The sequence below is a fragment of the Polyangiaceae bacterium genome, from assembly GCA_016715885.1.
Lineage (GTDB): Bacteria > Myxococcota_A > Polyangia > Polyangiales > Polyangiaceae > Polyangium.
On sequence record JADJXL010000015.1, the window covers coordinates 262,086 to 274,789 of the forward strand.

The 12,704-nt window shown below is 59.5% G+C and carries 13 protein-coding genes; 6 read left to right on the forward strand and 7 right to left on the reverse strand.

The genetic code is table 11. The annotated features are described in order from the left end of the window. Positions 1-11: 11 nt before the first annotated feature. Positions 12-1,235 (forward strand): PAS domain-containing protein, encoded by a 1,224-nt coding sequence (locus tag IPM54_14670; protein MBK9261037.1) that lies wholly within the window; start codon positions 12-14, stop codon positions 1,233-1,235. A 57-nt stretch (positions 1,236-1,292) separates the two neighbouring features. Here IPM54_14670 and IPM54_14675 read toward each other — a convergent pair whose 3' ends face one another. Continuing rightward, on the reverse strand, positions 1,293-1,442 hold the full coding sequence (locus IPM54_14675) for a hypothetical protein (GenBank protein ID MBK9261038.1): 150 nt from the start codon (positions 1,440-1,442) through the stop codon (positions 1,293-1,295). Between IPM54_14675 and IPM54_14680 the strand changes: the two genes are divergently transcribed. After that, positions 1,441-3,708, forward strand: a complete 2,268-nt coding sequence (locus tag IPM54_14680; GenBank protein MBK9261039.1) for a VCBS repeat-containing protein — start codon at positions 1,441-1,443, stop codon at positions 3,706-3,708. The genes IPM54_14675 and IPM54_14680 overlap by 2 nt on opposite strands. Before the next feature lie 181 nt (positions 3,709-3,889). Here IPM54_14680 and IPM54_14685 read toward each other — a convergent pair whose 3' ends face one another. After that, entirely contained in the window at positions 3,890-5,383 is a 1,494-nt protein-coding gene (locus tag IPM54_14685; GenBank protein ID MBK9261040.1) for an MATE family efflux transporter, read from the reverse strand. Here IPM54_14685 and IPM54_14690 point away from each other — a divergent pair. After that, positions 5,382-6,530 (forward strand): aminotransferase class I/II-fold pyridoxal phosphate-dependent enzyme, encoded by a 1,149-nt coding sequence (locus IPM54_14690; GenBank protein MBK9261041.1) that lies wholly within the window; start codon positions 5,382-5,384, stop codon positions 6,528-6,530. The two genes, IPM54_14685 and IPM54_14690, sit on opposite strands and share 2 nt — an antisense overlap. 10 nt (positions 6,531-6,540) lie before the next feature. Here IPM54_14690 and IPM54_14695 read toward each other — a convergent pair whose 3' ends face one another. After that, on the reverse strand, positions 6,541-7,056 hold the full coding sequence (locus IPM54_14695) for a thioredoxin family protein (protein MBK9261042.1): 516 nt from the start codon (positions 7,054-7,056) through the stop codon (positions 6,541-6,543). A 155-nt stretch (positions 7,057-7,211) separates the two neighbouring features. Between IPM54_14695 and IPM54_14700 the strand changes: the two genes are divergently transcribed. Beyond that, complete coding sequence (locus tag IPM54_14700; GenBank protein ID MBK9261043.1) at positions 7,212-8,444, forward strand: hypothetical protein; 1,233 nt, start codon at positions 7,212-7,214, stop codon at positions 8,442-8,444. 94 nt (positions 8,445-8,538) lie between these two features. Here IPM54_14700 and IPM54_14705 read toward each other — a convergent pair whose 3' ends face one another. From IPM54_14705 to IPM54_14720, 4 genes are all read right to left on the reverse strand, one after another. Further along, positions 8,539-9,141: a peroxiredoxin gene (locus IPM54_14705; GenBank protein MBK9261044.1), complete on the reverse strand. Its 603-nt coding sequence runs from the start codon at positions 9,139-9,141 to the stop codon at positions 8,539-8,541. After that, the gene (locus IPM54_14710; protein MBK9261045.1) at positions 9,138-9,782 is read right to left on the reverse strand and encodes a DUF3501 family protein; all 645 of its coding nucleotides are present in this window, start codon (positions 9,780-9,782) and stop codon (positions 9,138-9,140) included. The genes IPM54_14705 and IPM54_14710 overlap by 4 nt, the downstream gene beginning before the upstream one ends. Then, entirely contained in the window at positions 9,779-9,943 is a 165-nt protein-coding gene (locus IPM54_14715; protein ID MBK9261046.1) for a hypothetical protein, read from the reverse strand. Before IPM54_14715 ends, IPM54_14710 begins: the two co-directional genes overlap by 4 nt. 225 nt (positions 9,944-10,168) lie before the next feature. After that, a complete protein-coding gene (locus tag IPM54_14720) occupies positions 10,169-11,056 on the reverse strand; it encodes a LysR family transcriptional regulator (protein ID MBK9261047.1) in 888 nt (295 codons plus the stop codon). Between the two features lie 139 nt (positions 11,057-11,195). On the opposite strand from IPM54_14720, the gene IPM54_14725 reads away from it, so the two are divergent. Together IPM54_14725 and IPM54_14730 are read left to right on the forward strand one after the other, a co-directional pair. Continuing rightward, on the forward strand, positions 11,196-11,576 hold the full coding sequence (locus IPM54_14725; GenBank protein MBK9261048.1) for a DoxX family protein: 381 nt from the start codon (positions 11,196-11,198) through the stop codon (positions 11,574-11,576). A gap of 189 nt (positions 11,577-11,765) precedes the next feature. Continuing rightward, entirely contained in the window at positions 11,766-12,587 is an 822-nt protein-coding gene (locus tag IPM54_14730; protein MBK9261049.1) for a dioxygenase, read from the forward strand. Positions 12,588-12,704: the final 117 nt, after the last annotated feature.

Here is a 12,704-nt window from a genome sequence, read left to right on the forward strand (position 1 = left end):
TGGCACGAGCCATGGCAAACTCGCACGAATCGCCAACGTCGTTTTCCATTCATCCGGATGTATTGCTGTCGGCGCTGGACGAAGCGACGGCGCTCGTCGATCGACGCGGGCGTGTGCGGGCGATGAATCCACGCATGGAGGGGTTGTTTGCATCCGACGACATGGCGCGCAGAATACCTTTCACCTCCGTGGATGACGCATGGCGACTGGGATCGGGCGGGCGTGTCGACGAGAGTTTGCGAAGGGCCGTGATTGGAATCGAAGACGTGATTGCGGGAGCGCGCGAGCGATTCGAGACGGATCTGGGCGTGGATGGCGGGCTGCTTTTGGCGATTGCGTGTTCGATCGATGGCGGTCGCGGAACGCTCGTACGAATTCGCATGCGAACGGCCGAAGAGGAACATCGGGCGCGGTGTGTGGAAATCGTCGAAGCGATGCAGCTCGGGCTTTACGTGTATCGGCTCGAAGACACCCAGGACGAGGGGTCATTGCGGTGCGTTTACAGCAATCCCGCGGCGGAAGTGATTACGAATCGGCCCCGATCTCAATTCGTTGGAAATCTCCTCGACGAGATATCGCCCATTCCGAGGCAGTATGGGCTCTTGCGCCAATATGCCCAGGTAGTTTCGGAGAAAGAAACCAAAGAAATCGATTATGTCGTGAGCAATACTGCAACGGGCAAAACGACGCATTATGCCATTCGAGCGTTTCCGCTCTCCGGGCAATGTGTAGGATCGATCTTCGAGGACGTGACGGCTCGGCGATCCGCGGAAGAAGCGATGCGTCGTGAAGTGGCGCTCGTCGAATCGCAATCGGCGCTGCTCGAATTGGTCAGGCAGCTCTCGACGCCGCTCTTGCCATTGGCAGATGGAATCCTTGTAGCGCCGCTCGTCGGGCAAATGGACGAGGCGCGCGGCGCGCATTTCGTGGAATCGCTTCTTGCTGGAATCGAGCGCCACGCGGCCAAAGCCGTGCTCATCGATGTAACGGGCGTGCCATCGATTGACGCGTCGGTGGCCGAGCAGCTTTTGCGGGCGGCCCAAGCGGCCCGATTGCTCGGTACGCGGACGGCGCTCGTGGGGATATCGCCGAGTGTGGCGCGAACGATGGTGGAGATGGGGTTCGACGCGACGGGGCTCGACATGTACGCCGATTTGCGTGCGGGAATGCGTGCGGCCGCGCAGTGGGGCCGGGCGGAGCTGGGCAAGGGGCGCGTGGACCGTCACAAAGCGTGAGCTTTTGCTCGATCGTTGCGTTTTGGTCTTTTCTCGCGCAGGCGATAATGGCATCGTCTATGTTATGCGAAAACTTGCACTGCTCTTCGTTTCTTCGTCTTCTTTGATGTTGGCTTTTGCGGGGCAAGGTTGTGGCTCTTCGACACCTGCCGGTGCGCCCGGCGGTTCGGGGCCTGGAGGTTCCTCAGCCGGGGGATCCGCAGGCATGGGCGGCGACTCCACGTCCAGCGGAATGGCCGGATCGGGCGGCGATATTTTTTTCGATGCGGGTGGGGGCTGCACGGGCAACGAATCGTGTGATGGCGGCGTGTGCACGGGCGGCGTATGTTGCGCAAAGGACCTCGCGTGCGGGAGCGTGTGTTGCGACGCGGGAGAAGTTTGCTCGTTCCAGAAATGCGTCGTACCTGGGGCGACGTGCGCGGATTCGGACGAATGCGGGGCGGCTGAATATTGTGAGTATTCGCTCGGTGAGCCGGGAAATATGGGCAATCCCGATGCCGGATGCATGGGCGGGGCGCAAACGCCGTCGGGCAAGTGTTTACCAAGGCCGCCGGAGTGTGCCCCTGGAATGCCTCCGCCGAAGCCGAACGAGCCGCTCACGTGTCTCGAAGCTTGTCAGTACAAACCACCGGCCGACGCATTCAATCCCGAATTGAAGTTTGCCTGGGGTGGTCAATTGAGCTCGCCATTTACGACGGACGTGATGATGGCGCCCATCGTGCTCGAGCTCGACGACGATGATTGCGACGGAAAAGTAACAGCCAAAGACATCCCTGAAATCATTTTCAGCACGTTCACGGCTGGGAACTACCAGGGAGCCGGTGTACTTCATGCCATTAGCATCGTCGGTGGAAACGTCGTGGAAAAATGGGCGGTTCCAGGAGCGCATCCGACGAAGCAATTGGCTGGTGGGAACATCGACGGGCAACCGGGAAACGAGATCGTGCATTGCAATGAAGGAATGGACGGCGGTGCGCGTGCGCTGCGAGCGGACGGAACGGAGCTTTGGAAGACGCCGCCCATGGGTTGTTTCATGCCGTCGATTGCGGACTTGGACGGGGACGGGCAGGTGGAGGTCATCATCGAGGGCGGGATCCTCGACGGTGCGACGGGCACGATGAAAGCGACGTTCTCGACGCCGCTCGCGAGCTCGTTCGTGGTCAGCGACATCGACGGCGATGGCAAGCTGGATATCGTGACGGGCAGTCAAGCATTCGATGCTGCGGGCATGCTGTTCGTCGATACGCAGACGGCCAATACGAGCTCGTTTTATGCAACGCAGGATTGGAAGAGCCCGTGGCCGGCCGTGGGTGATTTCGATAAAGATGGCAAACCAGAGATTGCGGTCGTGGACAACCTGAATCACGCGCTCGTGGTATGGCGATACGACGCCGCGGCGGCCGGGAAATTCGTGATCGTGCGGCCGGCGGTCGATATCAACGGGCCGCTCAGTCCGTCGCTTTGCCCGGGAGGAAGCTGGGGCAATACGCATGGAGGCGGTCCGCCGACGATTGCCGACTTCAATGGTGACGGGACGCCGGACGTGGCGATGGCGGGCGGCGTCGGTTATGCGGTGCTCGACGGGAAAAAGCTCATGGATCCCAACATCGCAGGCGTGGAGACATTCTTGTGGATCAAGCAAACGTCGGATTGTTCGTCGGCTTCGACGGGAAGCACGGTCTTCGATTTCAACGGTGATGGGATCGCGGAGGTAGTGTATTCGGATCAGCAACGTCTGCGCGTATACGAAGGCCCGACGGGAAACGTGCTTTGGGAACGCTGCAACACGACGGCGACGCTCATTGAAAACCCAATCGTGGCCGACGTTGACAACGACGGGCATGCGGACATCATTGCGGTATCGAATGCGTATGGTCAAGGCGCTCCATCGCTTCAATGCAATGATGGCGTGAGCATCGCGCAATCCGGCGTGCGCATTTTCGGCGATACCACGGGCAAATGGGTACGAACTCGCCGCGTGTGGAACGAACATGCGTATCACATCACGAACGTGGAAGAGGACGGAACGATTCCGACGCCTGAAAAGCCCAATTATGCGCAGCCGGGTCTGAACAACTTCCGCCAAAACAAGCAACCTGGGAGCGAATTCGCAGCCCCGGACGCGATCATCTCTTTGGCGGCGCTTTGCGGCGTCGATTATGGCCTGCTCGCGACGATTCGAAACGTGGGCGAAGCATCATTGCCGGCAGGCGTGGTGGTCGGGTTTTACAAGGGCGACTACCCGAATGGCACGCTGCTCGGGCAAGTCGCCACGTCGAAAGTGCTCTACCCGGCGGAATCGGAATCGCTCGTCTTGCCGCTGCCGAATGCGACATCGGACATTACGAGCGGCGCCGTGCTGCTTTACGCGGTCGCGGATGATTCGGGCATTCCGCATCCAGCATGGACCGAATGCCGCACCGACAACAACGTTTCCGCTGCGACGAGCGGAGCGTGCGATACGCCGAAGTAGAAGTAATTGAGGATTGGAAGGTCGCTCCAGGGGCATAAGCGATAAGTGAGGGGAGGCAGTGAGGGGACTTTTGAATGTGTAGCGCGGGGTTTCAACCCCGCGCGGAGGTGCAAAGGGCTCAAGTTAGCGCTTATACCACCATACCCCCCGAATCGAACCGCAACCGGGACAAAAGATCGCGTCATACCCTGATCCTCTTCCACTCACCCTTCCGGTAAGCCCAGCCTAGCCAGCCCGCGCGCACGATCCAATCCGCCGTGCTGCCCATCCAAACGCCTACGAGACCCATTTTCAATTCAATCGCAAAGAACCACGTCACGCCCGCTCGTACGACGAGACTGCCGAGCAGCATCGCCCATAACACCGTGCGCGTGTCGCCAGCGCCACGCAATGCCATCGCAATGACCATCGCAAATCCCATGAACGGCTGAGCAATCGCCGCCACGCGCATCGCCGGGACCGCAGTGGAAACAATACGCGCATCGGGCGTAAATGCAGAAACGAGCACGCCTGCCATCGTGAGCAATACAAAACTCACGACGCATAACATCGACACGGCCATGATGGTCGCTATCATCCCCGCTCGAGCCGCATCGTTCGGCTCGCGCGCCCCGAGCTTCTGCCCGACGATGGCCCCCGCCGCAATGCCAAATCCATCCGCCGATAGCCACGATATCGATTCGATGCTCACGACCGTTTGATGCGCCGCCAAGGCAACTTCGCCCAAGAGCGCAATGATCGCGACGAACACCATGTATCCCGCATGATACGCCGCTTTCTCACCAAATGCCGCACCCGATACCGAAAGCACACGCCCAAGCGCTTCGCGTGCGCCGACAAACCCGGCCGCTCGAAGTGGTAGCGGACTGGTCCTGCGCATCAGCGCCGCTGTGAGCAATATCGCTTCGAGTGACACCGTCACCGAATTCGCAATGGCCGCACCTCGAATCCCAAGCTCGGGAAACCCCAATAATCCAAATATCAGGACCGCATTGAGCACAAGATTCAACACGTTGCCGACACCCGCCACGACGAGCGGCGTGCGCGTATCGCCCGACGCCTGAAGTGACGCCGCGGCAATGGCTTCGACGAAAATGAGCGGCAAAAAGAGGCTCGCAATACGCAAGTAATCGCCCGCTTGCGCCTGCACCGCTTCACCCGCGCGCGGGAAAAGCCTGCCTATCAAAGCCCCTTCGGCCAAATACACACCGACCCCCACGACGATACCAAGCGCAAATGCAAATAAAATCGCCGCCCGAGCCGCTCGCGCCGCCGATTGTGAATCCCCTGCCCCAATCGATCGAGCCACGACCGCCAGCGTCCCCGCCGAAAACGCCGTCGAAACCGAATATATCGACCACACCGCGCTTCCTGCAATCTGCATCGCCCCAAGCGCCGATGCCGAATACCGACCCAGCATCAGCCGCCCCACCAAAAACACCAGCGTAATCAGAAATGTGTGCGTAATCGCCGGCCATGCAAGCGACCACACCTGCCACGCGAGCCCCCGATCGCCACTGCGGCTCGCCAGCGTCTCGCTCCCAAGGATGGCCGTCACGAGCCCCCACGTGCCACGATCCGCCCGCGCTCGCAAGTTTGTACGGGACGCCGCAAATTCATCGGCCGCAACGTTGGACGCGACATCCGGAGCCGTTTCGATGTAGGGTGTGCACATGCAAATCGGTCAACGCTTGGGCTCGCTGGTTGTCTCCGACATTCGTGCAATGAGTCGCGCTTGCGACGCCGTGGGAGGCATCAACCTCGGCCAAGGCGTATGCGATCTCCCAACACCGCCCCCCGTCGCTCGTGCAGCCAACGCCGCCATCGACGAAAGTGTGGCGATGTACACAGCTCCCGAAGGCATCCTGCCCCTCCGGCAAGCCATCGCCGCGGACCTGCAAAAACGATACGCCATGTCCGTGGATCCTGCGTCCGAAGTGGTCGTGACCTCAGGCGCGACGGGAGCCTTCGCGGCCACGTGCCTGGCGCTCTTGGATCCCGGCTCCGAAGTCATCCTGTTCGAGCCGTATTACGGTTATCATTTGAACACGATCATCGCGCTGGGGCTCGTGCCGGTATTGGTCCCCACGCGTCCTCCGGCGTGGGATTTCGATCGAGATGCCTTCATTCGAGCCATCACGCCGCGAACGCGGGCTGTGGTGCTTTGCACGCCGTCGAATCCAAGCGGAAAAGTGTGGAACACCGAAGAGCTCGATTGGCTGGCCGATGTGATTGACGAGCATGATTTGGTGGCGATTACGGACGAAATCTACGAGCACATCGTCTTCGACGGGCAAAAGCACGTACCATTGGCGACCCGGAAAAACGCACGAAGAAACACGATTTCAATCTCGGGATTTTCGAAGACATTTGCCGTGACCGGATGGCGCGTAGGCTATTTGACGGCCCCGCCGGATGCAGCTCGACGCATTACGGTGGCGCACGACATGCTTTACGTTTGCGCTCCAACGCCGCTGCAGCATGCCATGGTCGCGGGACTCGGCATGCCGGACGAATATTTTCGAGGCATTGGCGCGGGTTATCAGAAAAAGCGCGACATTCTATGCGGAGCGCTCGTGGATGCGGGCCTCCGCCCATACGTGCCGCGTGGAGCTTATTACGTGCTGGCGGATATTCGCAGGTTGGGGCTGCCGACATCGAAAGCGGCGGCCATGGTGCTGCTCGACAAACTGAAGATCGCGAGCGTCCCGGGGACGTCGTTTTATCGGGATCCGGTGGGTGAAACGATGTGTCGTTTCTGTTTTGCGAAGGACGACGACGTGCTCGAAGAAGCAGCTCGGCGCATTCGCGCGTGGTGGTGAGCGGGAAGCGTCAGCGTGACGTGGCCGTATCGATCAGCGGCTTCAATCGATTTCGCAAATTCATGACGGCCCCCTCGCCTTTGATCGACCCTTCGATGTGCTTGCTCGAAGACGTGCCATTTTCCGAGGGAACGGCAAAGAGCGGAATCATTTTCGATGCATAGCCGGCTTTCGCCAATCGTTCGGCGTCGACGTCCAAATCGAATTCCACGAGGCGCAAATTCGGGAACACTCCATCGAGCTCGCCGCGCTCCGCCGCTTCGTGAAATCGCGTGCATGGTTCGCACCACGTCGCACCGACGTACACGAGCAACGTCTTTTTGTCAGCGTGCGCTCGTTCCAGCTCGCGCTTGACGACGGCCGCTGCATCTTCGCCCGCGGGCGCCTTGATCCATTCGATACGCGCCGTGTCCTTTGTTTGCGATCTCGCAGCGGGGTCGTTCGTGACATGGGGCGCTTCTTTGGAACATGCCGCCAAATTCAGCAGGACTGCGGCAAATGTCGCATGAACGAGAGGTCGGACCATGGTCTGCTCCGGAAAACGTCCGCCCAGTATACTCGACCCGCGAGCCACTGAAAGGGAGGACTGCCTTACTTTTTATGCCCCTTCACCTCGTCGAGGCAATCTCGAGCACCTTCAAAACTCCTTGCAGACGTTGCTCGTTTAAGATAATGAAAGTCATGTTCAGAAATTTTCTGCCTTGTCCTCGCTCACGCGGTTCGGTAGTTGGTGGGTTGCTGTACCTTATCGTGGCTGGCGCGGGGCTTTGGGGTTGTGGTGACGCGAAAGGCGTGAACGGGAGCACGACGGGCGGTAACGTCGAGCCTAAACCTGAACCGGTGCCTCTTGGGTTGAATGATGTCTCGGTGCTCTTCCCTCTTCCGTCGAGCTTCAGTGATCCTTCCCTCCTGCGCCCGGAAGATGTCGGGGCGCGGGGGGTCTTGTTGCCGCAAGAGGTATTCGACACCATCCCGACGTTCCCTGTTATGCCTGCCGAGGGGCTCGATTACGATCGGATGCGTGTCGTGTCGCTTCGATTCGACGGTTGTGGCGGATTGCCAGAAGTGTGCAAACCCGAGATTCGCCTCGTCATGCAGCCGCTCAAGGGCGCTGGCGGAATGCGGGATTCGGCACTGCACCTGTTTTACCGGCTGGATGATGCGGCGATGCGCCAAGTCGTCGATGGGCTGCGCGCGCTGCGTTCGCTGGCCCCAGAGGCGCTCGTCGATGGGCCGCTCGACGTGCACCCGGCTCTCGTCGCGCAAGGAGCCCTGGGCGCATATGGCACGGAATTGCGAAAACTCGTGCTGGAGCACATTGGCGATCAGAACCTCGTGCGCGTGACGTTTTTCCTGCGCGCGCCACCGACCAACGAAGTCTGGTTTTTTGGCGGTTTCGAGCGTGAAGAGGGCAAGATGACGGCCATGAACGTCGTGGGTGTCGGCACGGATCCGCAACGCGTCATTCTGGCGAAAACGGATACGACCTACGAATACGACCTCACGCCGCTGGGTATCAAGCCCGAAGACGGGCACATTTTCTATTCGACGGCTGCTGCAGACGCCGCAACCGAAGACGGTCGCCGCGCAACGATGGCGTCGTACCTGCGCGTCGAAAACCCCACCATTTACGTGCCCGACCATTTACCTTGTGCAGGTTGTCATCTATCGACGTTCGTCACGGCGGAAGCAACCCGGCGGTTTGGAATCGATCCCGCGACGTTCGAAAGTGACCGCTATGCGTCGTCCTCGCGTGACCTGACATTACGCGGAGGCGCAGGCGAAAACTCGTCATCGCTGCGAGCTTTCGGCTATTTCGGCACCGATCCGATGATCGTTCAGCGCACCATCAATGAAAGTGCCGCTGTCATCGACGACCTTGAAACGAGGTACCCCGAACAACCTGCGAAGTGATTTCACGAAAAGGAATGCGCGTTTGGTCCGTGCGTCGTCGTGGTCCAAACGCGCAATCGCTATTTCGAGCGTATCCAGCAGCTTTTGGCTGTTCTCAGAGACCGATTGCGTGCTTCGCGAGATAATCCGCGACGCCTGTCGAAGTGGCTGTCATACCCTTGTCGCCTCTGCGCCAACCAGCAGGACAAACCTCGCCATGGGCCTCGTGAAATTGAAGCGCGTCCACGAGCCGGATCAGCTCGTCGATATTGCGTCCGAGGGGCAAATCATTGACGATCGCCGAACGGATGATGCCTTGGCGATCGATGAGGTATGCGGCTCGCAAGGCCACACCGTCTTGCGTTTCGACGCCGTACGCTTTGCACACGTCGTGTTTGACATCGGCAGCGAGCGTATAACGGACGGGGCCAATGCCTCCACGAGCAACGGGCGTTTCACGCCAGGCAAGGTGGGTGAATTGCGAATCGATGGAGACGCCAATCACCTCGACATTTCGCTCGCGAAAGGCGTCGATGCGGTGATCGAGCGCGATGAGCTCCGAAGGACAAACGAACGTGAAGTCGAGAGGGTAGAAGAACACGAGACCATATTTGGATGCAATGGCCTCCGAAAAGCGAAAGTCGTCGATGATCGCGCCATCGGCCGAGACTGCGGCGCAGGTGAAATCAGGGGCTTTTTTTCCGACCAGCGTAGTCATTTCGATTCCTTTTGCGGTATGTTGGTTTCAGTCTGCAAGCGGGGACCATTTGCGCGTCTTACGCGGCTGGCTCTCGATTCGAGAGCGAGTTCATTCACGGTTTCGGGCGACAGCGGTACGATCTCGAGCCGACCCGCATACGTCGCACCGAGAAACACATCCGCGCGCCGATGCGCAAGCATATCGACGGCATTCGCATCAAGAGGAAATCGGAGGTATTGCACGGGGCAATCGGCATCGCCAAAGGGCAAGAGGGTTTCGGCCGGAATCACACGGTGGCCAATACGCAAAAACACTGCGCTTTTCTGCATCATGAGGCCGTCGAGCAACATCCGGCCCGCTTCCCAGGATCCTCCATGGACCATGAGCGTGGCCGTCAGTTCCTGGGCCCGCGGAACGAGTCGCTCGTATTCGGCGATCTCCTGGGCGATGCGGGCTGAATTCGTCATTCGTTCGACCCAGATCATTTCTTGAATTTGATACAAAATCGTCTCACGGGACTCGAATAGCAGGGAGATGTGAGCGCCAATCATCACCCGTCGGCGGTTTTTCATTTCGATGATTCGGCGCCGATAATCAGGGCGAACACGGGCATACTCGTCGAGAGAAAGGAGGTCTCCGGTGGCGACTGTGGTCATCATCGTCCCATCAAGCGCACTTTGTACTCGGAGTGTTTGTGGCGCGCCTGATCATGCTGGCCCGGCGGATAAGGACGGCGCTCTATCTTTTTGCGCGAAAACCCTGGAAGATCGTAACCAAGAGCGCGCATCACCCGTACTCGTGGACCTGTATATCGGCTCATGCGGACGCACTCTAGCTGATGCAGATGAAAGTGACAATGAAAATCGTTTTCACTTGCTAATGTAGATTGAGTTGTGTAAAATACTTTGCTTGGTCACATGTTTCGACGCCGGTCGTGCATGTCTCGTGCTCGTGTAATGCGAGCTGCGGTACCGCAGCATCTATCGCTACTTGAAGTGAGACGGTGAGTGCCTGCACGCGTTCGGTTTCGTCCCTGCGTGAGGAATCATTCGAGCGGCGAGCGTTTTAGCCAGTCGACGACGAAGTCTCGAAATGCCGCCACCTTGCGCGGCACCTGGCCGCTCGATGGGTACAGCAGGTGGAGCGCTCCTTCGAATAGAGGCGTCTCGCCCAAGGGCACATCTTCGATCAATCCTTCGCGCACGTAAGGCGTCGCGAGATATCGAGGCAACACGCCGATACCAGCGCCGTCGCGGATCAAATCGCGAATCAAAAAGAAGTCATCGCAAACGAAGCGCGATACAAAATCTTTCGCTGGCTTCCAAACGTCCTTTGCGTGCGGCGGCATAATCCAATCATGTCCCGCCTCGCCCCAAGCCTTGGGTTTTCCTCGCCGAACCAAATACGAAGGCGCTGCGTAATGACTCGCCCCCACGCGAGACAACTTGCGCCCCGTCAGCGTCGAGTCCTTCAATGCCACCGCTCCTGCGCGTATCGCCACGTCGAACCCTTCAGCCACCAGGTCCACGCGCCGGTTCGTGATGTGCAAATCGAAATGAATATCCGGGTAACGTCGCGAAAATTGCGCCAGAATGTCCGGTAAAACGAGGCGCCCGAAGTCCAGCGGCGCCGTCAAACGAAGCAAGCCTGAAGGCTGCTCGGCCAGCTCCGGCAATTTGCAAACGGCATGATCGAGCGCCGCGAGGTGATGCGCCGTGCGTTCGTAGAGCGCAAGCCCGGCCGTCGACAGAGCGACCTTGTGCGTGTTCCGATGCAGAAGCTCGGCCCCAAGAAGCTCCTCGAGCTGTGCAATCGCGCGACTGACGGTCCCTTTGCCCATCCCCAACTTTGCTGCCGCCTTGGAAAAACTCGTCTCGTCCGCAACGGCAACGAAGATGGCGAGCAGTTGATAGTCGAGCGGTGTTCTCTTCATGGAACACCATGTTGTCAAATTTGCCCCTGGTGCGCATCCGGAAACAGCACCATGATGGTACGACAGAGGAGGACGAGTCATGGCAAGTGGAGCATTGGTTCAGGGCAGCAAAGACTTGGGGGCGTCCGAGGGCAAAGGTTTGCACATTGGATTGTGGGTGGCGCAGGTGCTGCTCGCGCTGGTATTTCTTGGGGCGGGGCTATTGAAATCGTTCACGCCGGTTGCGGAGCTTCAAACGAAGATGGCGTGGATCAAAGATGGCATGGACCCGCTGGTCCGTTTCATTGGCGTGACCGAAGTGCTGGGGGCATTGGGGATGATATTGCCAACGGCGACGCGCATCAAGCCCTGGCTGACGCCGCTCGCGGCCGTGGGATTGGCATTGACGATGGTGCTGGCGGCGATGACGCATTGGCAATTGGGCGAATATCCGGGGATCGTGACCAACGTGGTTCTTGGGGGGCTTGCCGCATTCGTTGCGTGGGGACGATTTGGCAAAGCGAAGGTTCCCGCGCGCTGAAAAACGGTGTATACACGAAGGGGATGAACGAGGAGACGAGCCATGCCGTCCGATGACGATCGGGAGAATGAAAGTGCTTTGAATCGCCGGCAGGTTTTGGGCGCGATGCTCGCCACGGCGGCGACGACCGCGGTGGCTTGCACGTCCGAAGCCGAACGAAATCCACCTCATTCACGAACGGATCCCATCATGAATCAACCAAGCCAAACTCGCATGCCCGTCGTCTTCGTGCCGCATGGAGGCGGCCCGTGGCCTTTCGTCGATCTGGGTAACTTCCTCGATGCGCGTGAATTCGACGCCTTGGCGGGATATTTGCGCGGCTTTCCGGCGCAATTGCCCGCGCGTCCCAAAGCGATGGTCGTGATTTCGGCGCATTGGGAGGCTCGCGTGCCGACGGTCATGACGAACCCGAATCCACCGATGTTGTACGATTATTATGGTTTCCCTCCGGAATCCTATCGAATCACGTGGCCGGCCCCGGGGGCTCCGCAGTTGGCGGCGCGCGTGCGTACGCTTCTGGAAGGAGCGGGCATAACGACGGCCGAGGATGCGGAACGTGGATTCGATCACGGCACGTTCATTCCGTTGAAGCTGACGTTTCCCGATGCGGACGTGCCGACGATTCAGCTTTCGTTGCAAGAGGGGCTCGATCCGGCGCGGCATTTGGCGATGGGCCGAGCGCTCGCGCCGCTTCGGGACGAGGGCATATTGATTGTGGGCAGCGGGATGAGTTACCACAACTTGCGCGAGTTTCGCCATCCCAATGGGCGTCCGGTGTCCGAGGAGTTCGACGCGTGGTTGCGCGAAGCTGCTACGGCGGAATCGGGGAAACGCGACGATGCATTGATTGGGTGGTCGGCGGCGCCGTCGGGGCGTCGAGCGCATCCGCGGGAGGAGCATCTTTTGCCGCTGATGGTGATTGCCGGTGCAGCAGGGGCCGATCGCGGGCGCATTACGTACAACGACACGTTTGGCGGCGTGCGCCTCAGCGCGGTGCATTTTGGAGCGTGAGATTGATGCGTCGTTCCCCGTGGCGCTCGACGACGCGCCCATCCGCAAGGCTTGGATCACACGGTAATGCCGCGTCGCTTTAGCCGCTCTACGAGTTGCTTTTCCTTGATGAGCCCA

Excerpts from the sequence above, each read along its gene's own strand:
- IPM54_14700 (MBK9261043.1), top strand. The coding sequence starts at position 7,212 with ATGTTCAGAAATTTTCTGCCTTGTCCTCGCTCACGCGGTTCGGTAGTT.
- IPM54_14685 (MBK9261040.1), bottom strand. The coding sequence starts at position 5,383 with ATGTGCACACCCTACATCGAAACGGCTCCGGATGTCGCGTCCAACGTT.
- IPM54_14690 (MBK9261041.1), top strand. The coding sequence starts at position 5,382 with ATGCAAATCGGTCAACGCTTGGGCTCGCTGGTTGTCTCCGACATTCGT.
- IPM54_14715 (MBK9261046.1), bottom strand. The coding sequence starts at position 9,943 with ATGAGCCGATATACAGGTCCACGAGTACGGGTGATGCGCGCTCTTGGT.
- IPM54_14720 (MBK9261047.1), bottom strand. The coding sequence starts at position 11,056 with ATGAAGAGAACACCGCTCGACTATCAACTGCTCGCCATCTTCGTTGCC.
- IPM54_14670 (MBK9261037.1), top strand. The coding sequence starts at position 12 with ATGGCAAACTCGCACGAATCGCCAACGTCGTTTTCCATTCATCCGGAT.
- IPM54_14705 (MBK9261044.1), bottom strand. The coding sequence starts at position 9,141 with ATGACTACGCTGGTCGGAAAAAAAGCCCCTGATTTCACCTGCGCCGCA.
- IPM54_14710 (MBK9261045.1), bottom strand. The coding sequence starts at position 9,782 with ATGATGACCACAGTCGCCACCGGAGACCTCCTTTCTCTCGACGAGTAT.
- IPM54_14730 (MBK9261049.1), top strand. The coding sequence starts at position 11,766 with ATGAATCAACCAAGCCAAACTCGCATGCCCGTCGTCTTCGTGCCGCAT.
- IPM54_14675 (MBK9261038.1), bottom strand. The coding sequence starts at position 1,442 with ATGCCTGCGGATCCCCCGGCTGAGGAACCTCCAGGCCCCGAACCGCCG.
- IPM54_14680 (MBK9261039.1), top strand. The coding sequence starts at position 1,441 with ATGGGCGGCGACTCCACGTCCAGCGGAATGGCCGGATCGGGCGGCGAT.
- IPM54_14695 (MBK9261042.1), bottom strand. The coding sequence starts at position 7,056 with ATGGTCCGACCTCTCGTTCATGCGACATTTGCCGCAGTCCTGCTGAAT.